Origin of the sequence: Luteibacter yeojuensis (assembly GCF_000964085.1) — a bacterium.
In the GTDB taxonomy this organism is placed as follows: domain Bacteria; phylum Pseudomonadota; class Gammaproteobacteria; order Xanthomonadales; family Rhodanobacteraceae; genus Luteibacter; species Luteibacter yeojuensis_A.
Genome location: NZ_JZRB01000002.1, coordinates 79,826 through 103,663 on the forward strand (window position 1 = coordinate 79,826; position 23,838 = coordinate 103,663).

The following is a 23,838-nucleotide window of genomic DNA, read 5'->3' on the forward strand; positions in this document are numbered from 1 at the left end:
GGGCCATGCCATAATCCCCGGTCCCATAGCCGACCGTGCAAACCATGGCCCGCCGCATCCTTGTCACCAACGCCCTCCCCTACGCCAATGGCCCGCTCCACCTGGGCCATATGCTCGGCTACATCCAAGCCGATATCTGGGCCCGGGCGCAGCGCATGCAGGGCAACGAGGTGTGGTACGTGGCCGGCGAAGACGCCCACGGCACGCCCATCATGCTCGCGGCCGAGAAGGTCGGCAAAACCGCCGAGGAATACATCGCCGGCATCCGCGCCAGCCACGAGGCGGATTTCACCGATTTCCACTTCAGCTACGACCAGTACCACACCACGCATTCGCCGGAGAACCAGGAGCTCGCCACCGCGATCTACCTGAAGCTGCGCGAGGGCGGCTATATCACCCGCCGCGATATCCAGCAGCTGTACGACCCCACGCGCGACATGTTCCTGCCCGACCGCTACATCAAGGGCACCTGCCCGGTGTGCGGCACGCCCGACCAGTACGGCGACAACTGCGAGAACTGCGGCGCCACCTATGCGCCCACCGAGCTCGTCAACCCGTACTCGGTCATGTCCGGCGCCACGCCGGTACTGCGCGATTCCGAGCATTATTTCTTCGAGCTGGGCAAGTTCGAGGCGCTGCTGCGCGACTGGTTCGCCGGCAAGTTCACGCACGGCAAGCCCACCGCCGACAGCAGCGTCGTCGCCAAGCTGGGCGAGTGGATCGAAGGTGGCCTGCGCGATTGGGATATCTCCCGCGACGCACCCTACTTCGGCTTCCCCATCCCCGACGCGCCGGGCAAGTTCTTCTACGTGTGGCTCGACGCGCCCGTGGGCTACCTCGCGGCGTTCAAGGCGCTGTGCGAGCGCAAGGGTATCGTCTTCGACGAGTTCCTCGGCGCCGGCAGCACCGCCGAGATGCACCACTTCATCGGCAAGGACATCATCAACTTCCATGGCCTGTTCTGGCCGGCCATGCTGCACGGCGCGGGTTTCCGCGTGCCGACGGCGCTGCACACCAACGGCTACCTGACGGTGAACGGCGCGAAGATGTCCAAGTCGCGCGGCACCTTCATCCAGGCGCGCACGTACCTCGATGCCGGCCTCGACCCCGAGGCGCTGCGCTACTACTTCGCCACCATGCTCGGCCCCACCCCGGTGGATGTCGACCTCGACCTCAAGTCGTTCGAGGAGCGGGTGAACTCGCACCTGGTGGGCAAGTGGGCCAACATCGCCAGCCGCACCGCCGGCTTCGTCAACACGCACTTCGCGGGCAAGCTGGCCGAGCGCTTCGACGACGAGGCCACCGCACTGTGGCGCGAGCTCCTGGCGCAGTACGACGGCATCGAGGCCCTGTACGAAGCCGATGAGTACGCCGAAGCCACGCGCCGCTTCGTCGCCATGGCCGATGCGGTCAACGGCTACATCGCCGCGAAGGCCCCGTGGGTCATCGCGAAGGACGAGGCACGCCGCGACGAGCTGCAGCAGGTCTGCACGTTCGCGCTCAACGCGTTCCGCCTGCTCTCCGGCCTGCTCAAGCCCATCATCCCCGTCACCGTCGCCGCCGCCGAGCAGTTCCTCGGCGCGCCCATCGCCACGTTCGCCGATGCCCGCCGGGAGCTGTTCGGCCACACCGTCAACGCCTTCACGCCGCTGTTCAGCCGGCTCGATCCGAAGAAAATCGACACCATGGTCGAATCGTCGAAAGAATCGCTGACGCCCGCCGAACAGGCCCGCGAGGCCGCCGCGGCCGACGCGAAGAAAACCAAAGCCAAGCCCAAAGAAGCCCCGAAAGCCATGACCGACGCCACCGCCAGCACCGAGACCACCACCATTTCCATCGACGACTTCGCCAGGCTCGACCTCCGCGTCGGCAAGGTGGTGGCGTGCGAATTCGTCGAGGGCTCGGACAAGCTGTTGCGCTTTGAACTGGATGCCGGCCCGCTGGGCACCCGCCAGATCTTCTCGGGCATCCGCGCCGCCTATGGCGAGCCGGAAAAACTCGTGGGCCGCAACGTCGTGTTCATCGCCAACCTGGCCCCGCGCAAGATGCGCTTCGGCTTGTCCGAGGGCATGATCCTCTCCGCCGGCGACGGCGGCGCGGACCTGTTCCTGCTCGACGCCGACCAGGGCGCGGCGCCGGGCGCAACGGTCCGCTAAACCCCGATCGGCCTTGCGCCAGCCATGACGCCAACGCTTGCCGACCGCATCGACGCCCTGCTGCCGCAGACCCAGTGCGAGCAGTGCGGGTTCCACGGCTGCCGCCCCTACGCCGAGGCCATCGCCGCCAGCGAAGCGCCCATCAACCGCTGCCCGCCGGGCGGCGCGCTGGGCATCGAAAGGCTGGCCGCCCTGCTCGGCCAGCCGGTGCTGCCGCTGGACCCCGTGCATGGCGAGGAGAAGCCCCGCACGCTGGCGCGCGTGGTCGAAGCCGAGTGCATCGGCTGCACCAAGTGCATCCAGGCCTGCCCCGTCGACGCCATCCTCGGCGCCGCCAAGGTGATGCACACGGTGGTGAGCGATCTGTGCACCGGATGCGAGCTTTGCGTGCCGGCCTGCCCCGTCGATTGCATCACGCTCGATCCGATGCCGCTTGCACAGGCGGGCGACCGGGCGTACGCCGACGCGGCGCGCCTGCGCTTCCAGCGCCGCGAGGGCCGCCTTGGCCGCGAGCGCGATGCCCGCGAACAGCAGTTGGCCGCAAGCAAGCGCGATGTCGGCGCGCCCGCCGCGCGCAACGCGGTGCTCGATGCATTGGCCCGTGCCAAGGCGAAGAAGAAGGACACGCCGTGAAGAAGGCCGACATCGTCGAGATGTTCACCCGCCTGCGCGAGCTGAACCCGCACCCGAAAACCGAGCTCGAATACACCACGCCGTTCGAACTGCTCTCGGCCGTGGCGCTATCGGCGCAGGCCACCGACGTGGGCGTGAACAAGGCCACGCGCAAGCTCTTCCCGGTGGCCAACACGCCGCAGAAGATACTGAAGCTGGGCCTGGAAAAACTGAAGGGCTACATCAGCACCATTGGCCTGTACAACAACAAGGCCAAGAACCTCATCGCGATGAGCCAGATCCTCGTCGACCAGTATGGCGGCGAGGTGCCCGAATCACGCGAGGCGCTGGAATCGCTGCCGGGCGTGGGCCGCAAGACGGCCAACGTGGTGCTCAACACGGCCTTCGGCCAGCCCACCATCGCGGTGGACACGCATATCTTCCGCGTCGCCAACCGCACCGGCCTGGCACCGGGGCCCGATGTGCGCAAGGTGGAAGACAAGCTGGAAAAAGTGATCCCGAAGGCATTCATCCAGGACGCCCACCACTGGCTGATCCTGCACGGGCGCTACGTATGCAAGGCGCGCAAGCCCGAATGCCCCGAGTGCGCCATCCGCGATCTTTGCGCCTACAAGCAAAAGACGAAAGCCTAACGGCGCTGCATCGCCTGGTGTAGGAGCCCACTCCGTGGGCGACGCCTTTCGTACAGCCGCCACAGCGCCTGCCGCGCTTTCGCGAAAGATGTCGCCCACAAAGTGAGCTCCTACATCGCGTTGTGGCGACGGCCCCATTGCCGTCGCCACCCTGTTGTTGCTACGCCGGTTGGCGCGAGCCTTCGACGCGTCGGTTGAGCTCCTGCCAGTCGACCACCAGCTCGCAGCCGCGCTTGGAAGCATTTCGGCCCCATTCGCGCAGCAGTTCGAGGGACGCCTGGTCGACGTGCTGCAGGCGGTCCATCGCCACCTGCAGGCGCGTATTCGGCGGGATGCCTTCGAGCGTGCGGGCCATGGTCGGCACCTTGAGGAACGTGGCCGAGCCTTCCAGATGCAGCGTGGCGTGGCCGGGCTTTTCGTCGTGGTGCTTGAGGTCGAGCTTGAGCTTCGACGAGAGCAGCGCGAGGCGGAACAGCGAGAGGCCGAAGCCGACGATGACGCCGGTGAGCAGGTCGGTCGCGACGATGGCCACGGTGGTGGCGACATAGACGGCGGCGGTGCCCTTGCCGTAGGCGGCGAGGTCCTTGATCTGCTTCGGGTTCACCATCTTGACACCGGTGAATACCAGGATGCCGGCCAGGCACGAGACCGGGGTCATGCGCATGATCCACGGCAACAGCATGACGAACGCCAGCAGCCACGTGCCGTGCATGATGGTGGCCATGCGGGTGGCGGAACCCGCCTGCACATTGGCCGCGCTACGCACGATCACGCCGGTCATGGGCAACGCGCCGAGGAAGCCGCACACCAGGTTGCCCACGCCCTGCGCCGTCAGCTCACGGTCGTAGTTCGTGCGCACGCCGTCGTGCATGCGGTCCACGGCCGCGGCGGAGAGCAGCGTTTCCGCGCTCGCGATGAATGCGAACGTGGCGGCGGCCACCAGCAGCGTGCTGTCGAACAGGCCAAACAGCGTGCCCATGCTCGGGATGTTCACCGCCGAGAACAGGTTGGCCGGCACGTCGACGCGCTTGACGTCGAGGGCCGCCAGCTGGGCGGTGAGCGTCATGGCGATGACGGCAAGCAGGGCGCCCGGGACGAAGCGCAGCTTCGCGGGGCGCAGCTTTTCCCAGCCCAGCATGATGCCGATGGTGCCCAGGCCGATCATGAGGGCCGTCATGCCCTGCCCTTCGCCCGCCCCGCTGACGGTCTCGAAGGCCGCGCCCGGCAGCGCTGCGAAGTTCTCGAGGCCACGGGCCAGCGGGATCGCGTCCATGAGCACGTGCGACTGCGATGCCACGATGAGGATGCCGATGCCCGACAACATGCCCGCCACGACGGCCGGGGATGTCATGCGGAACCACACGCCGACCTTGCACAGGCCCGCGACGACCTGGATGGCGCCGGCGAGGAGCACGACGGGGCCAAGGGCGGCCACGCCGTGCTCGCGCACCAGTTCAAACACCAGGACCGCCAGGCCCGCCGCCGGGCCGCTGACCTGCAGCGGCGAACCGGCGATGGCGCCCACCACGATGCCGCCCACGATGCCCGTGATGAGGCCCGCGCTCGGTGGCATGCCCGATGCGATGGCGATACCCATGCACAACGGGAGTGCGACAAGAAAAACGACCACCGATCCTAGGAGGTCGCGGCCAAAGAGGCCCTGGGAGAAGTAAGTGCGCATGTGCGGCTTTCCTTGTTAGGCGGCGGACGCCACCGCCGTCGGCACGGAGAAGCGTGCGTGCGGCGTGGCGTCGCGAACATCGGCCGGGTCAGCCGCGAGCGGGCTGAAACGGCCTTCGAGCGGATCGAAGGCGGTGATCTCCGTCTTCGCGATGTCGTAGATCCAGCCGTGGATGCGCAGGCTGCCATTGGCCATGGCGGCGGCGACCGCCGGCAGCGTGCGCAGGTGCTCCAGCTGGCCCACGACGTTTTCTTCGGTGAGGTAGCGAAGCCCTTCCTCGCCCTGGATGGTGGGGCGGTTCTCGGCCACCACGTAGCGCGCCACGTCGGCGTGCTTCAGCCACTGCTCCACCGAGGGCTTGCCCTTCAGCGCGGCCGGGTTCTGCAGCGCCTTCATGGCGCCGCAATCGGAGTGGCCGCAGATGACGATGTGCTGCACCTTCAGCGCGGTGACTGCGTACTCGATGGCCGCGACGACGCCGCTGACGTGCTGCGCGTACGGCGGCACGATGTTGCCGACGTTGCGGTACACGAACAGGTCGCCCGGCTGCGCGTTGAACATCAGCTCGGGCATCACGCGCGAATCGGCGCAGGTGATGAACATGGTGTGCGGGGTCTGGCCGGAGGCGAGGCGCGCGAACGTGGCGCGCTGCTCGTCGGTCATGTCACGGCGAAACTGGTCAAAGCCCTGGATGAGACGTTCCATGGTGTTCTCTCTCTTTGCGTGAGGGATGGGGTTTGCGGGCGCGATGGCCCGCTGGCGTGCCGCGGTACGGTGCGCCGAATCAATGGGGAAAGGGTGTAACGGGGGTCATGTAGGAGCGCACTTGTGCGCGACGCCTTTCGCGAAAGAGCCACAGGCCCTGCTGCATTGAGGCGAAAGATGTCGCGCGCGGAGCGCGCTCCTACAACAGCGGGTTAGGCCGCGATGGGGGGGCGCAGCTCGAAGCTGTGGTGGTGCGCGTGGGGCGGCGGCGGTGGCGCGGGGGGATGCGCGGCCAGGGCCTTGCCCAGGGGCATGACATGCTGGGGAGGCACGTCGAAGGTGTCGTCGAGGCTGAGGGTGTTGTCCTCGATCGATGGGGCCGGGTCGATGGCATCGCCCGCGGCGGTGTCGTCGATGGCCAGCGTGGCATGCACGGCATGCTCCAGCGGCGCATCGCACGGCGTGGCCTGCACCGACGCGCATGCGATAAACAGCGCGAACAGCACGAAACACGTGCTGGCGGCGCGGCGCATGAAGCGGGTGAGGACAGTAGCCATGGGGCCGAACCTAGCCAGCGCGTGTGACAGTTGCAAGTAGCGCAGCGCAGCAAATTCAGGATCGGGGGCAAAAAAAGGCTGAAAACAAGGCCTGGCGCACAGTTGGTGGCGCGTCCAGGCCCGTGCACGCCTTGGTTCGTTCAGGATTTGGCCATCCGAACGATCGATCCCGGGTGAGACGATTCGGAGCAGACGCAAAAAAAACGGCGGGCACAGGGCCCGCCGTCCGATTCGTCCTTGAGCAGAACTCCGTTCCGATACCGCTTAGAAGCTCAGCATGCCCCAGAAGCCCACTTCGTTGGTCTTGTAGTGGTACGGGGTGGCAACCGGGCCGTTCATCTCGTTGTGCTTGTAGACGAGGGCCAGCTTCAGGTTCTTGAGGACGTCGTACGACACACCGGCGTTGTAGTACTTGTCCTTGATCTCGCGCTCGATGTTGGTCGGCGACGTGTACTTGTAGTTCAGGTGATCGTAGCGGGCGAACACGGCGAACTGGTCGTAGAACTTCCAGTCAGCCCAGGCCGAGTAGCCGTCGGTCTTGTCCTTGATGGACAGCGGGCCGCTCGGGGCACCCGTGCCGGTGCCGTTGCGCAGGATGTCGTCCCAGTTGCTGGCGTGGAAGTATTCCGCGCCCACGCCCCAGGTCTTGTCGCGCCACGCGATCATGGCATCGCCACGCGAGGCCGTGCGGGTCGGGACGAAGGTGGCGACGTCGGAGTCGAGGCCGCGCTTGCCGCTGTAGCCACCGATCGCGATCACCATCTGCTCGATCGGCGAGTAGCCGATGCGGCCTTCCGCGTCCACGCCCTTCGAGCGGGTCAGGTTGCGGTAGCCGCGGCCGTTGACGACCGACAGCTGGTAGTTGATCGAGTTATCACCCTTGGTCTCGCCGAGGGCGTGGATACCCCAGTCGGACGAGTTGCCGAACGCGCCCACGCCCGCCGTGACGGTCGGGGTACCGCGGCCGCCTTCGAACGAGCGGTCGGTGATGGTGTTCTCGACGTAGCGGTAGCCGTACCACTTCTCGACGAACGGGATCCACGGCATGTCGGCCGCACCGAAGCGCACGGTGAAGAGCGGATCGAACTTGCCCTGCACGTAGGCCTTCTTGACGAACAGGCTGGTGGAGCTGATGGCCGACTGGTAGCTGAAGTCGGTGGTGAGGTTGGCCGACCAGATATCGTCGAAAGTGTGGTCGACGACCAGGTAGAAGCGCTTGACGTCGAAGCCGGTGCCGTTCACGGCGCCGTGGCCGTCGACGACGTGTTCGCGACCGGTGCCCACGCGTTCCTTGTGGTTCATGTCGGTCAGGTCGAAGAACATGGTGCCGCCGATCTTCGTGTCGTTCACGAACTTCGCCAGCTTGTCGACCTTCTTGCCAAGGTCTTCGGTCGGCTTGGCAGCGGCGACCTGCACGTCGTTCACCGCCTTGGCGGTCTCGACCTGGGCATCAGCCTGCGCTTCCTGCTTGGCCTGCAGGTCGGCGACCTGGGCCTGGAGGGCAGCCAGCTGCGCCTGGAGCTGCTGGAGGGTGGCGGCGTCGACCGTGACGCGAGCCGGCTGCGACGACTGGTGCTTGGTGGCAGCCAGGGCCGAGAAGCTCGTCACGCCCAGACCGGCAGCGATGGCCACCGTGAGCAACTTGGAACGCATGGGATTTCTCCGCTTGGTATGAAAGTGTGTGTGTGGACCCCTGTGCCCCCGGGCTGAGGTATTTCTGTCCGAAACTTCTCAACCGGGGCCAACGGCGCGAAGGATGGGTGAAGGGCTTTACGGTTCGATGGTTTTTTTGTGACAGGATGACGACAGCCGCACATTCGCTTAACGTCTGGTGCCGGTCTGGCCGGGGGCTGGTATCCTTCACGGCATGGATACGACCAGTAACAGCACCGCCACGGCCATGGCCGGGCGGTTCCGGGGCTTCCTGCCTGTCATCGTGGATGTGGAAACGGGCGGCTTCGATGCCGAACGCGATGCCCTGCTGGAGATCGCCGTCGTGGCGGTGCGGATGGAGCCCTCCGGTTTCCTGGTGCCGCAGCCCGCGGTGTCGGCCAATGTGGAGCCCTTCCCGGGCGCCAACATCGACCCCCGCTCCCTCGAGGTGACTGGCATCGACCCCGACCACCCGTTCCGTGGTGCCCTGCCCGAGCGGCAGGCGCTCGACCACGTCTTCAACGCGGTGCGCGAGGCGGTCAAGGTGGCGGAGTGCCAGCGGGCCGTCCTGGTGGGGCACAACGCCGCGTTCGATCTCGCCTTCCTAAATGCGGCCGTGCGCCGGGTCGGCCACAAGCGCAACCCGTTCCACCCCTTCAGCTGCTTCGACACGGCCACACTGGGCGGCCTGGCCTACGGGCAAACCGTGCTGAGCAAGGCGGCCATCGCGGCCGGCCTCAGCTTCGACACCCGCGAGGCCCACTCGGCGGTCTACGATGCGGAACGCACCGCGGAGCTCTTCTGCGAGATCGTGAACAAGTGGCGCCGGCTGGAGCTTGCTGAACGCGATCGCGTGACGCCCATCGCAGTTTGAGCCAATTCGTAAGCTTTTGAATATGACAGCAAATCGCTCGCTGTCATGACGCTGAAACATTCGACACATTTCATTGCAACACGGCAGGGCTGGAATACGGCCCCGGGCGGGCATCGCCCGACTCTCATTCCTCCGAGGACTACACCGTGTTCACACGCAAACTCCGCATCGCCGCCCTGGTGGCTGCTTCGCTGTTCGGCATGGGCGCCGCCCAGGCCACCGACATCACCGGCGCCGGTTCGAGCTTCGTCTACCCCGTCATCTCCAAGTGGTCGGCGAAGTACGCCGAGGCCACGGGTAACAAGCTGAACTACCAGTCGGTCGGTTCGGGTGCCGGTATCGCCCAGATCAAGGAAGGCACCATCGACTTCGGCGCCTCCGACGCCCCGATGAGCAGCGAAGACCTCACCAAGTTCGGCCTGGGCCAGTTCCCCAGCGTCGTCGGCGGCATCGTGCCGGTGGTGAACCTCCAGGGCGTGCAGGCGGGCCAGCTGAAGCTGACCGGCGCCGTCCTCGCCGACATCTACCTCGGCAAGATCGCCAAGTGGGACGACCCGGCCATCACCGCGCTGAACCCGGGCCTGAAGATCCCCAGCAACAAGATCACCGTCGTGCACCGCTCGGACGGCTCGGGCACCTCGTTCAACTTCACCAACTACCTGTCGAAGGTGAGCCCGGAGTGGGCCTCGAAGGTGAAGTTCGGCACGGCCGTCGAATGGCCGGCCGGCGTCGGCGGCAAGGGTAACGAAGGCGTGTCGCAGTACGTCCGCCAGATCCCCGGTTCCATCGGCTACGTCGAATACGCCTACGCCAAGAAGAACAGCATCTCGTTCGCGCAGATGCAGAACGCCGCCGGCAAGTGGGTCCAGCCGAACGCTGAAACCTTCGGCGCCGCCGCTGGCACGGCTGACTGGGCCTCGGCCAAGGACTTCAACGTGATCATGACCAACGCCCCGGGCGACCAGGCATGGCCGATCACCGCGACGACCTGGATCATCATGTACAAGAAGTCGAAGAACCCGTCGCACACCAAGGTGGCGTTCGACTTCTTCAAGTGGTCGCTCGAGAAGGGCCAGGCCGACGCCTCGTCGCTCGACTATGTCGCGCTGCCGGCCACGCTGGTGCAGAAGATCGAAGGCTACTGGGCTTCCGACTTCGGCAACAAGTAATAGGGTTTTGCCATCCGGCTGCAATCTAAGCCGGTCACGGTAACTACCCACCGGGGGTCGCCGCCCAACCACGGGCGGCGGCCCTCACGTTTGCACAGGCCCCAGGAAACCGCATCCGCATGCACGCCACCGTCAGCAACGCCGTTCCCAGTGCCGAGCGCGCCGCCGAAGCGGCCCGCAATGCCAAGGACACGCGCGACGACCGCATCTTCGCCTGGATCCTCAAGGGCTGCGCCCTCATCGTGCTGCTGGCGCTCGTCGGCGCCGCGGGCTCCACGCTGTGGCTGGGCTCGGACGCGTTCCATACCTTCGGCTTCGGCTTCCTCACCAGCGCCGCCTGGGACCCGAGCAACGACCAGTACGGTGCGCTCGTACCCATCATGGGCACCATCGGCACCGCCTTCATCGCGCTGCTGTTCGCCGTGCCCGTGAGCTTCGGCATCGCCCTCTTCCTCACCGAGATCGCCCCGCAGTGGCTGCGCGGTCCGGTCAGCTCCGCCATCGAACTGCTCGCCGGCATCCCGTCGATCATCTACGGCATGTGGGGCCTCTTCATCTTCGCCCCGTTCGTGGCCGAGCACATCAAGCCCTGGCTGATGAACAACTTCAGCGCCGACCCGCCGGATGGCCAGGTCAGCTGGCTCGTGACGCACGTGCCGGGCATCGCGAAGTTCTTCTCCAGCGAATACCCGTTCTTCGGCGCGGGCGTGCTTACCGCCGGCCTGGTGCTCGCCGTGATGATCATCCCGTTCATCTCCTCGGTGATGCGCGAGGTGTTCCAGACCGTGCCGACGCGCCTGAAAGAGTCGGCCTACGCGCTGGGTTCCAGCACGTGGGAAGTGGTGTGGGATATCGTCGTGCCCTACACCCGCACGGCCGTCATTGGCGGCGTGTTCCTTGGCCTGGGCCGCGCGCTGGGCGAGACGATGGCGGTGGCCTTCGTGCTCGGCAACACGTTCAAGTTCTCGCTCTCGTTCCTTGAAACGAGCAGCTCCATCGCCTCGACCATCGCCAACCAGTTCGGCGAGGCACAGGGCCTGCAGCGCTCGGCGCTGATGGCGCTGGCCTTCCTGCTGTTCGTGGTGACCTTCATCGTGCTGCTCATCGCCCGCCTCATGCTGCGCCGCCTGGCCACGAAGGAGGGCAAGTAATGTCCACCTCGCTCTATACCAAGCGCCGCATCAAGAACATCATCGCGATGACGCTGAGCATGTTCGCCACGGCGATCGGCCTGCTGTTCCTGGCGTGGATCCTGTGGGAAACGCTGAGCCAGGGCATCGCCGGACTCAAGCCGCAGCTGTTCACCAAGATCAGCGCCTACCGCGAGGAAGGCGGCCTGGCCAACGCCATGGTCGGCAGCCTCATCCTCAACATCCTCGGCATCCTCATCGCCACGCCCATCGGCGTGTGCGCCGGCACGTGGCTGGCCGAGTACTCGTTGCGCTCGAAGCTGGGCCCCACCATCCGCTTCCTCAACGATATCCTGCTCTCGGCGCCGTCGATCGTGCTGGGCCTGTTCGTCTACACCATCGTGGTGCTGCCCTCGAAGTACCTTACCGACGGCAACGTCACCTTCTCCGGCCTGGCCGGCGGCATCGCCCTCGCCCTCATCGCCCTGCCCGTGATCGTGCGTACCACCGACGAGATGCTGCGCCTGGTGCCCGGCACGCTGCGCGAGGCGGCCCTTTCGCTCGGCGTGCCGCAGTGGAAGCTCACCATGCAGATCCTGGTGCGCTCGGCCCGCTCAGGCATCGTCACCGGCATCCTGCTGGCCCTGGCCCGCATCAGCGGCGAAACCGCCCCGCTGCTGTTCACGGCGTTCGGCAACAACTTCATGACGTTCAACCCCCTCGACAAGATGCCGAGCCTGCCGCAGATCATCTACGAGTACACCAAGGACCCGAGCCCGGACATCAACGTCCTCGCCTGGGCCGGTGCCTTCGTGCTGACCATGTTCGTGCTGGCGCTCAGCCTCATCGCCCGCTTCGCCTTCCGCTCCAAGGTGTCCCATGACTAACATGAACGAAGTCGCCTCCCAGCCGGGCTTCGGCACGTCGCCGCACCACGCCGGCGTCGACCTGGGCCAGGTGCCCGCGAAGATGACCGTGCGCGACCTCAACTTCTACTACGGCGAATTCCACGCGCTGAAGCACATCGGGCTGGATGTGCCGGAGAAGAAGGTCACGGCCATCATCGGGCCCTCGGGCTGCGGCAAGTCCACCCTGCTGCGCATCTTCAACCGCATCTACGCGATTTACCCCGGCATGCGCGCCGCAGGCGAGATCGTGCTGGACGGCGAGAACATCCTCGACCCGAAGTACTCCATGAACCGCCTGCGCAGCAAGGTGGGCATGGTGTTCCAGAAACCCGTGCCGTTCCCGATGACCATCTTCGAAAACGTGGCCTACGGCATCCGCCACCACGAGAGGCTGGGCCGCTCGGCCATGGAAGAACGCGTGGAGCAGGCCCTGCGCGGCGCGGCGCTGTGGGACGAGGTGAAGGACAAACTCAAGCAGAGCGCGCTGGGCCTCTCCGGCGGCCAGCAGCAGCGCCTGTGCATCGCCCGCGGCATCGCCCTGAAGCCGGAAGTGCTGCTGCTCGACGAGCCCACCTCGGCGCTCGACCCGATCGCCACCAGCCGCATCGAGCAGCTCGTGGAAGAACTGAAGAAGGACTTCACGATCGTCATCGTCACGCACAACATGCAGCAGGCTGCGCGTTGCTCGGACATGACCGCCTTCATGTACATGGGCGAGCTGATCGAGTTCGACAAGACCGAAAAGATCTTCACGAAGCCGGACAAGAAACAGACCGAAGATTACATCACCGGCCGTTTCGGCTAAGCACCCACTTCCGAGGCATGGCATGAATACCCCGCACCAGCACATCATCAAGAGCTACGACGACGAGCTGAAGCGCCTGACCGGCGAAATCGTGAAGATGGGCGAGCTCGCCGTGAAGCAGCTCGAAGCCGCCATCGAAGTGGTGGAACGGCGCGACGAGCGCGCCGCGCAGCGCGTGGTCGACAACGATGAAGCCATCGACGCGCTCGAGCACGACATCAGCCAGGACGTCGTTCGCCTGCTCGCGCTGCGCGCGCCCATCGCCGGCGACCTGCGCAACGTGTTCGCGGCCCTGCGCATCGCGGCCGATATCGAACGCATCGGCGATTACGCCGCCAACGTGGCCAAGCGCTCCATCCCTCTCAGCCGCGTGGCACCGATCAGCGCCGCCGGTGGCCTGGCCAACCTGGCCGAGCTCGCCGCCGAGCAGTTGCAGAACGTGCTCAAGGCCTACCACGACCAGGACGCCGAGGCGGCGTACGAAGTGTGGAAGTCCGACGCCGAGCTCGACGAAGCCTACACGGTGGTGTTCCGCGCCCTCCTCACCTACATGATGGAAGACCCGCGCAACATCACCCCGTGCACGCACCTGCTGTTCATGGCCAAGAACATCGAGCGCATCGGTGACCACGCCACCAACATCGCCGAGAACGTGTGGTTCGTCGTCCACGGCGAGCCCCTGGTGGCCCCGCGCACCAAGCGCGACGACACCGCCAGCCCGGATTTCACGGTCAAGTAAGCAACACCTGTAGGAGCCCACACTGTGGGCGACATCTTTTCGCGACAACGCAACACCTGTTGTCCTTTCGCCGAGAGCTGTCGCCCACAGGGTGGGCTCCTACAATGGCTTTAAGCCGAGGTGAGCTTCAGGCCGATGATGCCGGCCACGATGAGGCCCACGCACAGCAGCCGCAACGGCTGCGCCGATTCGCCGAACAGCACGATGCCTAGCGTGACGGCACCCACCGCGCCAATACCCGTCCATACCGCGTAGGCGGTGCCCAGGGGCAGCTTCTTCGTGGCGTACGCCAGCAGCACGATGCTGACCAGCATGGCCCCGGCGGTCAGCGCCGTGGGCACGAGCTTCGTAAAGCCTTCGGTGTATTTCAGGCCAACGGCCCACGCGATCTCGAAAAGACCGGCCAGAACAAGGATTGCCCAGTACATGACACTGGCTCCGCCAAGGCGGGGTCGTCCCCGCGGAGTCTTCACCGCCACCGGGTCGTCCCGGCGGGGGAACCCACGTTGCGCGGGTTCGGGAGGCATTGTACAGGCCGTGCCTGACCCCTGTGTAACCCGTACGCACGTAGGAGCCCACCCCGTGGGCGACATCCTTTCGCGACAAAGCAAACAGGGTCTGCTGCGTTTCGCAAGGAGCTGTCGCCCACCCGGTGGGCTCCTACCGAGGGCTGTGTCAGGGAACGATCTGCGCAGCCTTGCGCGCCCTGACGCCGCGCACGATGCCGTAGACGCTAATCAGGAACCACGCCATCTCCTGCAGGAACGCGGAGAGGTTGAAGGTGCCGAAGATCAGCGACAGCAGGATGCCGAACGCGCCCAGCAGGTTCATCACCTGGTACGGGTAGCCCTGCCCCGAGAGCTTGTGCGCCTGGAGCAGGAAAAACGCGATGAGGACCAACGCGACGCCCACCAGGCCACACCAGTCGTGCCACATCAGGCTATTCATTTCTTCACACCTCGCTGGCGCAGGGCCTCGAACAGCACGATGCCGGTGGCGACGGAGACATTAAGGCTTTCCATGCCGCCGGGCATCGGGATCTTGGCGATGAAATCGCAGGTTTCGCGGGTGAGGTGGCGCATGCCATCGCCCTCGCTGCCGAGCACCAGGGCCGCGGGGCCCTTGAAATCGACCTCGTAGATCGATTGCTCGGTCTCGCCGGCGAGGCCGGTGATCCACACGCCGGCATCCTTCATCGAACGCAGCGCGCGGGCCAGGTTCGTCACCGCCACGAGCGGCACGAGGTCGGCACCACCTGCGGAGGCGCGACGCACGGTGGGAGTGAGGCCCACGGCACGGTCCTTCGGCACCACCACGGCGGTGACCTTCGCCGCCGCGGCGCTGCGCAGGCATGCGCCGAGGTTGTGCGGGTCGGTGACGCCATCGAGCACGAGCACGAGGCAATCCGGGCCCGCCTTTTCGACGAGGCTTTCCAGTTCGTTCTCGCCCAGCATGGGCGGGGTTTCGTACCTTGCGACGACGCCCTGGTGGCGCGCCTCGCCGCTCATTTTCTCCAGCTGGTCCTTGCCCATCGTGCGGACCTGGATGCCGTGCTTGCGCGCGGCGGCCAGGATCTCGTTGATGCGGGCGTTCTTCGAGTTCTGCTCGACCAGCAGTTCACGGACACGCCCCGGGTCGTTGGCGAGCGCGCCTTCGACCGGGTTGATGCCGACGATCCAGGTTTCTTGCGCCATGGTTTACGACTTGCCTTTGTTCGTGCGCGGCGCGGCGGCCTTCTTGGCCGGCGCCTTCTTTACGGGAGCCTTCTTCGTCGCCGCCTTCGTCACCGCGGCTTTCTTTGCTGCGGCCTTGGGCGGCGTGGCGGGCTGCCTGGCGGCGGCCTTGGCCGGGGGAGCTTTCTTGGCCGCGGCTTTTTTCGCGGCGGGCTGCTTTGCTGCCGCCTGCTTCGTCGGAGCCTGCTTCGTCGGCACCGCCTTGGCAGCCGCCTTCTTCACCGCGGGCAACGGCGGAAGCGCGGGGAGCGGATGATCCGCGACCGGGGCCGCCGGGGCAACCTCGGGCTTCCTGGACGCCTTGATCGCGGGTGCCTTCGGCGCCGCCGGTGCTTTCGACACCACCGGGACATGGGGCGCTTGCGGCTTTGCGGAGGCCTTCGGGGCGGGCGCCGTTGATGCCGGGGCCTTCTTCTTCGATGCCGGAGCCTTCGGCACAACCGCCTTGGGCGCCGGTGCGGCGATTTCTGCGGCCGGCGCCTTCTTCTTACCGACCAGCTTCTCGGCCACCTTCTTCACTACACGGCCCAGCGCCTTGCCCACTTCGGCCACGGTGCCCACCGGCTTGACCGGCGACGGCGCGACGACCGGGGGCGGAGCCACCTTGGGCAGCGCATCGAGGCGAGCCTTCAGGCGGAAATCGATCTTGCGGTCTTCCATGCTCGCGCGCAGCACCTGCACGCTCACGTAGTCGCCGAGACGGTAGGCCGCACCGGTGCGCTCGCCAGCGAGCAGGTGCCGTACCGGGTCGAACTTGTAGTAGTCGTTGGGCAGCTGCGAGACATGCACCAGGCCGGAGACACGCGAAGCGGCCAGTTCCACGAACAGGCCAAACGAGGTGACGCCGGTGACGGTGCCAGCGAACTCCTCGCCCACGTGCTTTTCCATCCATGCGCACTTGAAGCGCTCGTCGACATCGCGCTCGGCCTCTTCCGCGCGGCGCTCGCGCTGCGAGCAGTGCACGGCCATCTTTTCCATCTGGCCCTCGGTGTACACGTAATCAGCCGGCTTGCCCTTGGTGAGGGCGTAGCGGATGGCGCGATGCACGAGCAGATCGGGGTAGCGGCGGATCGGCGACGTGAAGTGGGCGTACGCGTCGAGCGCGAGGCCGAAGTGGCCATCGTTCAGCGGCGTATACACCGCCATGCTCTGCGAGCGCAGCAGCACCGACTGGATCAGCTCGGCCTCGGGGCGGTCGTGCACCTTCTTCAACAGCGCGGAGAAATCCGCCGGCGTGACTTCATCGTTGGGCGGCAGGCGCAGCTTGAACTCGCGCAGGAACTGCAGCAGGTCTTCGTACTTCTCGACCGGTGGCGGCGCGTGCACGCGGTACAGCGCGGGAATCTTGCGCTTGGAGAGGAACTTCGCCGCCTGCACATTGGCGGCGATCATGCATTCCTCGATGAGCTTGTGCGCGTCGTTGCGGTCGGTGGCCCCCATGGCCATGACATCGCCCGACGGCGTGAGGCGGAACTTCACCTCGGGCGTTTCGAAATCGATGGCGCCACGGCGCTTGCGGGCCTTGGCCATGGCCTTGTACAGCCGGTGCAGGTTCTCGACCTGCGGCAGCACGTCGGCGATTTCCTCGCGCACGGCCTGGTTATGCTCGCCCACCGCTTGCCACACCTTGTTGTAGGTGAGGCGCGCGTGCGAGTACATGACCGCTTCATAGAACTTCGAATGCTGCACGTCGCCCTCGGCATCCACCTCCATGTCGCAGACCATGCACAGGCGATCGACCCTTGGGTTGAGCGAGCAGATACCGTTGCTGAGGGTCTCCGGCAACATCGGCACGACGAAGCCGGGGAAGTACGTGGAGGTGCTGCGCTCGTAGGCTTCCATGTCGAGCGGCGTGCCCACCGGCACGTAGTGCGAGACGTCGGCGATGGCCACGATGAGGCGGAAGCCACCATGCTTCAGGGGCTCGGCATAGACCGCGTCGTCGAAATCACGGGCGTCCTCGCCATCGATGGTGACCAGCGGCAGCTTGCGCAGGTCGACCTTGCCCTGGCGCTCGGCGGCGGTGACCTTGGGTTCCACCTCCTCGGCCTGGCGGACCACCTGCGGCGGCCACTCATGCGGCAGGTCGTGGCTGGCGATGGCCATCTCGACCACCAGCGAGGGCTGCAGGCGCTCGCCCAGCACGGCACGGATGGTACCCATGGGGCCGCGGTGCTGGCTCGGCGGGTCGGTGATCTCGACCACCACGATCTCGCCCGAGCGGGCGCCGGCATCGCGGCCCGTGGGGATCATGATGTTCTGGTGCAGGCGGCGGTCGTCCGGCTCGACCAGGGTGACGCCGTTCTCGACCACGACACGGCCAACCAGGCGCGGCGAGCGGCGCTCGAGCACCTCGACGATGGCGCCCTGGCGGCGGCCACGGCGATCGATGCCGACGACGCTGGCCAGCACGCGGTCGCCGTGGAGCACGCTGCGCATCTGCTGGGGCGAGAGGTAGAGGTCATCCCCACCCTCGTCCGGGCGGAGGAAGCCATAGCCCTCGGCGTTGGCGATGACACGGCCGGGGATGAGGTTGAGCTTCTCGGCCGGCGCGTAGCCGTTGCGGCGGTTACGCAGCAGCTGGCCGTCGCGGACCATGGCGCCCAGGCGCCGGTCGAGCGCGTTGATCTCGTAATCGGTGAACAGGCGGAGCGCGCGGGCGATGTCCTCGGCCGCCATGATCTCGCCGCGCTGCTCGAGCAGGGCCAGGATGGCTTCGCGGCTGGGGATGGGCTGCTCGTAGCGCTGCGCCTCGCGGGCGGCATGCGGATCGGCCGCGACGGGCGCCGCGCCGCGCTCATGGAACTTGGCCAGCGCCTTGCCGGGGCGGCTCGCCTTGGGCTTGCGGGGCCCCTTGCGGGCACCGGAACCTTTCTTTTTTTTCGTCACAGAGGGACCTTGGAAGGGGGAAGCGGAATTTTTCCACTCCCTATTTGAAAAATCGTTGACAAGTTTACCCGACCTGCCTAATCTACGCGGCTCACGGGGCAGCTACCTTGCTGCTACCGAGTCACCTGCCCAGGTGGCGGAATTGGTAGACGCACTAGTTTCAGGTACTAGCGGGTAAAACCGTGGAGGTTCGAGTCCTCTCCTGGGCACCAATTATAAGACAAAGCCCCGCAGCGATGCGGGGCTTTGTTTTTTGGCTCCCACCCCTCCCCCTGTGGGAGCGCGCTTGCGCGCGACACCCTTCCGACAGCAACCCATCAGACGTACCATCCGCAAAAACCCTAGCGAGGTACTTAAGGATGACTGCCCGCCTCCCACGCCACCTTGCCGCCATTCGTGCGGGTGCGTTCTACGGAATCCTCATCGCCTTCGCCTTGGTCGTCCTCCTTCCCAAGGGACTGGACAGCGTGTTCGGCATGACGCTTCCTAACGGCTGGGGCCTCGGCAACCTTGCCGCCCCCTTATGCCTCCTCGGCGCTATTCCCGGCGCCCTTTTATTCGCGCTCGCGAACCGCAAATTCAGATCATGATGATTCTCGGATGCAGCCCGATCGCATGGCCACCCAGTTGACACCGGAGGCGAAGGCCTACCTCAGCCATGCCGCCGAAGCACGTGAGGCCATGGATCGCGCCGCCCACGACACAACCGTCGCTGCCGACGAATTGCGCCGCTACGCGAAGTTCTCAAAACCTGGCCAGCCTTCCGCGCACATCGTGCAGTTGCGGCAGCGCCAGGCGGCGGCGCGGATGGATTCGGCACGGGCGAAGCAGGCGTTCCTGAAAGCTGCGCAGGCGTTTGTCCATTCAAGCGGGTTAGAGGTGCCTCCGCGTTCATCGCTGGAAGCGTTCGTCGTGGGATGGATCAAGACGACGGCTGCAGCAAGCGATCACGATGCCTCTTCGCCCTCGTCGAGCATGTAATTCACATCGCTGTTTTCGATGGCCACGTCCAGGTCGCGATACACGATCGGCCCACGCGCAAGCCTATGCGCAAGCACCTGCGCGACGAGATCGGTATTGCGGATCGTGAGCGGAAACTGCCGCGCCCGCAGGTAGAAGAAAATGTAGTTCTGCATTTCCCATGGCACGACTTTCCATGCCGCTGCCGCACCCGCGTCGCGTGGTTCATTCGTCGCCAGGCTTCTCCTTGACCTGGCATGGGCGAAGCAAGTTGCGCGCCACGCTTTGCCGGCCAACGGCATGGGCCGCCCCTGACCCGTCCGCGGACACAAGCTGGGCGGACAGCCGGACACTGCGGGGCCCTAACCGGGGCCGTGCTAGATTCGGGCAATCCGACGTATCGCAGGGAGAGGACGATGGCGTTTCGACGTGCTTGGGTTCCCGTGGGCATGGTTGCGACCATGGTGGCTGTGCTGGTGGCACCGCATGTGGCGGCGAAGTCGTCGGATCGCATGGCGCCCGCCACGGTCGATGGCTCGAAGTTCAGCGGCGTTATCGCACCGAACACGAAATCCACCATCGACGGGAGAGTCTTGATCCTCCAGGGAACCCTGAAGATCACCGGCATCCATGCGGATCTCTACTCCGACGGCACGGGCGCGCTGAAGCGAGCGGTCGTCACCGGCGAGCACGCGCATATCGAGCAACTGGACGACGCGAATGCGCTGATGCAGGGCGATGCCGAATCCATCGACTACTCCGTCGACACGGGGATCGCGATACTCACGGGCTCGGCGCGCGCGGCGAAACAGAACAGCAGCACGGTCGCCGGCGATACCTTGCGCTACAACACGGGCACCGGTGTGTTCGATGCCGAGAGCACGGGTTCGGCGCTGGTGCGCGTCACGTTCCAGCCAAAAGCATCTGCGGCGGCACCGGCACCGGCACCAAGCCAAACGGCAAAGTAGGATGAACGCGACTCAGCCTTGGCGCGCCAGCCGCCGCATGTCGCCGTTCTCATAGAAGGCCACCCCGCCCTTCCCCGTGCCGGCCAGGCATTCGGCCACGAAGGCGCGGGCCATGTCGTCCTGTTCGACGGTGCCGAAGCCGCCCGGAACGAGCCGACCCAGGAAAGCGACGTAGCCCGGCGTATGCACGTTCCCCGCGATGATGCCGGGGCGGAAGATCGCCAGCCGCCGGAAACCGACGGCTTCGATGGCTTCTTCCTTCAGGCCCATGACCCGCACGTAACGAAAACGGCTCGTCGAGCTGCTGCCCACCGCGGACAGCAGGCAGAAGTGCTGGATGCTGCCCGCGAGGCAGCCACGGGCGAAGCCGCCCACGATGCCGACTTCGAGCGCCTTCAGCTCGTCCTCGCTCCACTTCAGGCTGCCCGAGCCAACGCCGACACAGGAAATGCCGACGACCGGCTCGCCCTTGTCGACCAGGGACGGCGCCAGCGACGCGATCGCCTCGCTGAAATCCGGCGAGCCGGTATCGAGGACCACCTCGCGAACCTTCGGATCGGTGCTGGCACCGACCACCCGCCGATTCACCATCACCAGTTCGGTGCACGCCGGCTCGGCGACAAGCGCCCGCACGACGGCGGCGCCCACCTGTCCCGTTCCGCCGATGATCACTACGCGAAAGGCCATGTTCCACCCCGCCAGTCAGGTTCCGGGCCAAAACTACATCAAGGCTTCCGCCAACGCCGCGTCACCTTCCGCCAGGCCAGCCACCACAGCAGCGCGAGCGGGAACGCGATGACGATGTAGGGAAGGCCTTCGGCCGCCATCTGCAAGGCACCACGGGTGCCTTCTATAGCGCCGTCGACCATGCCGGAGCCGATGTCGCCGAAGGCCGGCCCACCCGGGCGCACGTGGGGATCGTTGAAGCTGATACGAAGCACGTTGGTATCGAGGCGCAGCTGTTGGTAGGCCGCCGTGGCCTCAAGCCCCCGCCTTTTCTCGGCGACGGCCGCCTGTTCCTTGCTGACGGCGATGAGGTCGGAAACGGCGAGGTCTGTCCGCGATGCGATCTCATCGAGGTGCTTTCCATACGCTTCAAGCTCGGCGCGCTCGCGGCGGGTATCGTTGACGGCCGTGCTGATGTCCTCGGCCGAGGTCCGCCGCGTGGTCACCTTGCCGCCCTGCACCGCAAGGGCCGAGAGCGGCTGGACGCCCTCGGGGACGACACGTACGGCGATGGACCCGCCCGCGCTTTGCTGGTCAAGCGCGAGGATGTTGCACGTACCGTGCGAGCCATCGAGGCAGGCGGCGCGCACCGCCTCGATGCGCGCCGGGATATCGGCGATGGGCATCTGCACATCGATCTGGTGCGAGTAGGCAAGCATGGCGCTCGCCCTGCCCTTCTCACCGGCGACAGACGGTGCGCCCGCCACCGTGGTCTTCTTCGAGCAACCCGCGAGGCCCACTGCCACCGCGGCAACCATGACTATCCAGCGATTCATTCCCTGATCCCCCGTGGATTTACGGGGACGATGCCATGGGAAGCCGCGCGGTGGCTAGGGGCATCGCGCGCAAGCGCGCTCCCACAGGGGTCAGGGAGTCGTCGATTTCCCGACAACCGGCAGCCACACCGCGCTGGGCTGGCTGTCCGAGCGCAGCACCGTGATGGTGGCCGGTTGGTAGTCGCCTGGCTTCGCATTGAAGATGTTCGGTACGAAGGTCTGTGGGTTGCGGTCGTAGAGGGGGAACAGCGTCGACTGCACCTGCACCATGATGCGGTGGCCCGGCTTGAAGACGTGGTTCACGTTGGGCAGCTCGAAGGCGTAGGCCTGCGGTGTGTTCGCCGGGATGGCCGTCGGGTGTTCGAAGCTTTCGCGGTAGCGGCCGCGGAGGATGTCCATGGCGATGGCCATCTGGTAGCCACCCATCGCGGGGTCGCTGGGGACGGACGGCGGGAACACGTCGATGAGCTTGACGACGAAGTCGCCGTCGGTGCCCGTCGTCATGGCCCGCAGGTCGACCTTCGGCGTGCCCTGCACGCGCACCGCCGATGTAAGCACCGGCGTCTCGTAGGTGAGCACGTCGCTGCGCCCGTCGACGAATCGCTGGTCGTGCAGCAGCCATGAACTCCACGGGATATAGCCCGCGAAATCGGTGCCGTAGCCGAAGAACGGGTCGAGCACGGGCCGCGGCAGGAACGGGACGGGCTTGGCCGGGTCACTGACGTACGTGTCGGCCGCCTGGGCATCAGCTGGTTTGTCGAACGCCAGTGACGCGCCCTTCGACAGGTACAGCGGTGTCAACGCGGTGCCGCAGCCCTTGGCGCATGAGGTCGGCCAGTCGTCAAACGCGTCCCACCGATCATCGCCCGTGTTGTAGATATTCACGCGGGCGAGCTTGGCGGGCTGCCCGTCGCGCAGGTACTGCTCGAAGAACGGCAGCACCATCTGCCGGTTGTAGAACCGCGCCGTATCGCCTTCCCATTTGAACGGCCCGACGTTGTAGCCCTTGCCGTTGACCTGGCTATGCGACCACGGCCCCATCACCAGCCAGTTGTTCGCGGCATGGCCCGCCGCTTTCAACGCCAGCCAGGCGTGGTTGGCACCCCACATGTCTTCCTGGTCGAACAGGCCCTGCTCCCACAACGTGGGCACGTTCGAGGGCTTGGCCGCCATGAGCCTGGCCAGGTCCTGGCCCTGCCAGAAACTATCGTAGGCCGGGTGCGCCATCATGCGTGCGACGAAGGGGAGTTTCTCGAGGCCGCGGCTGCGGATGTAATCGCCGACGGAACCAGCGCGCAGGTATTCCTCGTACTTGTCGTAGGTGTCGGTGGGCGTTACCGCGCCCGCGCCCTTCTGCACGGTCTGCATGTGTACGTAGCCGAGCATCATCTGGCGGAAGGCGCCGTAGTGGAACCAGTCGTCACCCATGTAGGTATCGATCATGGGGCTTTCCGGCACCGCGGCTTTCAAGGCCGGATGCGGATCGAGCAGCGCCATGGCCACCGTTTCGCCTTCGTACGAGGAGCCAATCATGCCCACGCGGCCATTCGATTCGGGAATGTGCTTCACCAGCCAGTCGATGGTGTCCCAGCCGTCGGTGGTTTCGTCGGTCTTGGTCGGGTTCAACGGGCCGCGCGGCGGGTACATCATGATGTACTTGCCTTCGGAGCCGTACTTGCCGCGCACGTCCTGGTAAACGCGGATGTACCCGGCTTCGACAAAGGCGGCATCGGCAAGCGGTACCGCATCGCCGATCGTCATGGCCTTTGGATTGCCCGCGCGCTCGCCGGCGTTGTAGGGCGTACGGGTGAGGATCATCGGTGCATCCTTTGCACCCTTTGGGATAATGATGACGGTGAATAGCTTCGTGCCGTCACGCATGGGGATCATCACCTCCTTGCGGGTGAAGTCCTGGCCACCCGGTATCACGTCGTCGAAGGTCTTGGGAATATCGTCCCGGGCCACGAGCGATGCGTCCTGCGCATGCGCCATGGGTGCCGTCGCCGCCAGCGCCATGCCGATGAAGGCCGCCAGGCTCGCCTGCTTCACGAATGCGTGCATCTGAAGTTTCCCTCGGTTTTCCCCTGGAGACGTGCCGATCTTAAGCACAGCCTGCACGTGACCGGCAGCAAGAAGTTCTAATG

Annotated in this window: 24 protein-coding genes and 1 tRNA gene; 13 read left to right on the plus strand and 12 right to left on the minus strand. The window is 65.9% G+C overall.

Annotated features, from left to right (window positions below; genetic code table 11):
* Nucleotides 1-44: 44 nt before the first annotated feature.
* From metG to nth, 3 genes are read left to right on the plus strand one after another with little or no spacing between them, the layout of a single operon-like run.
* Nucleotides 45-2,156, plus strand: a complete 2,112-nt coding sequence (gene metG / locus VI08_RS01190; protein ID WP_045827710.1) for a methionine--tRNA ligase — start codon at nt 45-47, stop codon at nt 2,154-2,156.
* Between the two features lie 24 nt (nt 2,157-2,180).
* On the plus strand, nt 2,181-2,789 hold the full coding sequence (locus tag VI08_RS01195; RefSeq protein ID WP_045827711.1) for an RnfABCDGE type electron transport complex subunit B: 609 nt from the start codon (nt 2,181-2,183) through the stop codon (nt 2,787-2,789).
* Nucleotides 2,786-3,421 carry an endonuclease III gene (gene nth / locus VI08_RS01200; protein WP_045827712.1) on the plus strand — a complete coding sequence of 212 codons (636 nt, stop codon included), beginning with the start codon at nt 2,786-2,788 and terminating at the stop codon, nt 3,419-3,421. Before VI08_RS01195 ends, nth begins: the two co-directional genes overlap by 4 nt.
* Nucleotides 3,422-3,581: 160 nt before the next feature.
* Here the strand turns inward: nth and VI08_RS01205 are convergent, their stop codons facing one another.
* The 4 genes from VI08_RS01205 to VI08_RS01220 form a co-directional block, all read right to left on the minus strand.
* Nucleotides 3,582-5,102: a SulP family inorganic anion transporter gene (locus VI08_RS01205; RefSeq protein WP_045827713.1), complete on the minus strand. Its 1,521-nt coding sequence runs from the start codon at nt 5,100-5,102 to the stop codon at nt 3,582-3,584.
* A gap of 15 nt (nt 5,103-5,117) precedes the next feature.
* Nucleotides 5,118-5,807: a carbonic anhydrase gene (locus VI08_RS01210; protein ID WP_045827714.1), complete on the minus strand. Its 690-nt coding sequence runs from the start codon at nt 5,805-5,807 to the stop codon at nt 5,118-5,120.
* Nucleotides 5,808-6,019: 212 nt separating this feature from the next.
* The gene (locus VI08_RS01215; protein WP_157006208.1) at nt 6,020-6,364 is read right to left on the minus strand and encodes a hypothetical protein; all 345 of its coding nucleotides are present in this window, start codon (nt 6,362-6,364) and stop codon (nt 6,020-6,022) included.
* A gap of 264 nt (nt 6,365-6,628) precedes the next feature.
* Nucleotides 6,629-8,017: a hypothetical protein gene (locus tag VI08_RS01220; protein ID WP_045827716.1), complete on the minus strand. Its 1,389-nt coding sequence runs from the start codon at nt 8,015-8,017 to the stop codon at nt 6,629-6,631.
* Between the two features lie 214 nt (nt 8,018-8,231).
* On the opposite strand from VI08_RS01220, the gene rnt reads away from it, so the two are divergent.
* The 6 genes from rnt (at nt 8,232) to phoU (ending at nt 13,642) form a co-directional block, all read left to right on the plus strand.
* Nucleotides 8,232-8,891, plus strand: coding sequence for a ribonuclease T (gene rnt / locus VI08_RS01225; RefSeq protein ID WP_045827717.1), 660 nt, complete (start codon nt 8,232-8,234; stop codon nt 8,889-8,891).
* A gap of 146 nt (nt 8,892-9,037) precedes the next feature.
* Nucleotides 9,038-10,060 (plus strand): phosphate ABC transporter substrate-binding protein PstS, encoded by a 1,023-nt coding sequence (gene pstS, locus VI08_RS01230; RefSeq protein ID WP_045827718.1) that lies wholly within the window; start codon nt 9,038-9,040, stop codon nt 10,058-10,060.
* A 119-nt stretch (nt 10,061-10,179) separates the two neighbouring features.
* Nucleotides 10,180-11,211, plus strand: a complete 1,032-nt coding sequence (gene pstC, locus VI08_RS01235) for a phosphate ABC transporter permease subunit PstC (RefSeq protein ID WP_045827719.1) — start codon at nt 10,180-10,182, stop codon at nt 11,209-11,211.
* Nucleotides 11,211-12,077, plus strand: a complete 867-nt coding sequence (gene pstA / locus VI08_RS01240) for a phosphate ABC transporter permease PstA (protein ID WP_045827720.1) — start codon at nt 11,211-11,213, stop codon at nt 12,075-12,077. Before pstC ends, pstA begins: the two co-directional genes overlap by 1 nt.
* A gap of 82 nt (nt 12,078-12,159) precedes the next feature.
* The gene (gene pstB / locus VI08_RS01245) at nt 12,160-12,903 is read left to right on the plus strand and encodes a phosphate ABC transporter ATP-binding protein PstB (protein WP_232309407.1); all 744 of its coding nucleotides are present in this window, start codon (nt 12,160-12,162) and stop codon (nt 12,901-12,903) included.
* Nucleotides 12,904-12,925: 22 nt separating this feature from the next.
* Nucleotides 12,926-13,642: a phosphate signaling complex protein PhoU gene (phoU, locus tag VI08_RS01250; protein WP_045827721.1), complete on the plus strand. Its 717-nt coding sequence runs from the start codon at nt 12,926-12,928 to the stop codon at nt 13,640-13,642.
* Nucleotides 13,643-13,752: 110 nt separating this feature from the next.
* On the opposite strand, the gene sugE is transcribed toward phoU, so the two are convergent.
* From sugE to rnr, 4 genes are all read right to left on the minus strand, one after another.
* Entirely contained in the window at nt 13,753-14,070 is a 318-nt protein-coding gene (gene sugE, locus VI08_RS01255) for a quaternary ammonium compound efflux SMR transporter SugE (RefSeq protein ID WP_045827722.1), read from the minus strand.
* A gap of 247 nt (nt 14,071-14,317) precedes the next feature.
* The gene (locus tag VI08_RS01260; protein WP_045827723.1) at nt 14,318-14,590 is read right to left on the minus strand and encodes a CBU_0592 family membrane protein; all 273 of its coding nucleotides are present in this window, start codon (nt 14,588-14,590) and stop codon (nt 14,318-14,320) included.
* Nucleotides 14,587-15,336, minus strand: coding sequence for a 23S rRNA (guanosine(2251)-2'-O)-methyltransferase RlmB (rlmB, locus tag VI08_RS01265; protein WP_045827724.1), 750 nt, complete (start codon nt 15,334-15,336; stop codon nt 14,587-14,589). The genes VI08_RS01260 and rlmB overlap by 4 nt, the downstream gene beginning before the upstream one ends.
* A 3-nt stretch (nt 15,337-15,339) precedes the next feature.
* Nucleotides 15,340-18,264 carry a ribonuclease R gene (gene rnr / locus VI08_RS01270; RefSeq protein WP_428992124.1) on the minus strand — a complete coding sequence of 975 codons (2,925 nt, stop codon included), beginning with the start codon at nt 18,262-18,264 and terminating at the stop codon, nt 15,340-15,342.
* 127 nt (nt 18,265-18,391) lie between these two features.
* Between rnr and VI08_RS01275 the strand changes: the two genes are divergently transcribed.
* The 3 genes from VI08_RS01275 (at nt 18,392) to VI08_RS01285 (ending at nt 19,245) form a co-directional block, all read left to right on the plus strand.
* A tRNA-Leu gene (locus VI08_RS01275) sits at nt 18,392-18,476 on the plus strand.
* Nucleotides 18,477-18,623: 147 nt separating this feature from the next.
* The gene (locus VI08_RS21590; protein WP_045827725.1) at nt 18,624-18,854 is read left to right on the plus strand and encodes a hypothetical protein; all 231 of its coding nucleotides are present in this window, start codon (nt 18,624-18,626) and stop codon (nt 18,852-18,854) included.
* Nucleotides 18,855-18,864: 10 nt separating this feature from the next.
* Complete coding sequence (locus VI08_RS01285; protein WP_052697609.1) at nt 18,865-19,245, plus strand: hypothetical protein; 381 nt, start codon at nt 18,865-18,867, stop codon at nt 19,243-19,245.
* Here the strand turns inward: VI08_RS01285 and VI08_RS21935 are convergent.
* Nucleotides 19,212-19,526 (minus strand): hypothetical protein, encoded by a 315-nt coding sequence (locus VI08_RS21935; RefSeq protein ID WP_198148809.1) that lies wholly within the window; start codon nt 19,524-19,526, stop codon nt 19,212-19,214. The two genes, VI08_RS01285 and VI08_RS21935, sit on opposite strands and share 34 nt — an antisense overlap.
* A 159-nt stretch (nt 19,527-19,685) precedes the next feature.
* On the opposite strand from VI08_RS21935, the gene lptA reads away from it, so the two are divergent.
* Nucleotides 19,686-20,192, plus strand: coding sequence for a lipopolysaccharide transport periplasmic protein LptA (gene lptA, locus VI08_RS01295; protein WP_198148810.1), 507 nt, complete (start codon nt 19,686-19,688; stop codon nt 20,190-20,192).
* A 12-nt stretch (nt 20,193-20,204) separates the two neighbouring features.
* On the opposite strand, the gene VI08_RS01300 is transcribed toward lptA, so the two are convergent.
* From VI08_RS01300 to VI08_RS01310, 3 genes are all read right to left on the minus strand, one after another.
* On the minus strand, nt 20,205-20,879 hold the full coding sequence (locus VI08_RS01300; RefSeq protein ID WP_045827728.1) for a hypothetical protein: 675 nt from the start codon (nt 20,877-20,879) through the stop codon (nt 20,205-20,207).
* A 38-nt stretch (nt 20,880-20,917) separates the two neighbouring features.
* Nucleotides 20,918-21,694: a DUF4349 domain-containing protein gene (locus tag VI08_RS01305; protein WP_045827729.1), complete on the minus strand. Its 777-nt coding sequence runs from the start codon at nt 21,692-21,694 to the stop codon at nt 20,918-20,920.
* A gap of 90 nt (nt 21,695-21,784) precedes the next feature.
* Nucleotides 21,785-23,755, minus strand: a complete 1,971-nt coding sequence (locus VI08_RS01310; RefSeq protein ID WP_052697612.1) for a CocE/NonD family hydrolase — start codon at nt 23,753-23,755, stop codon at nt 21,785-21,787.
* Nucleotides 23,756-23,838: the final 83 nt, after the last annotated feature.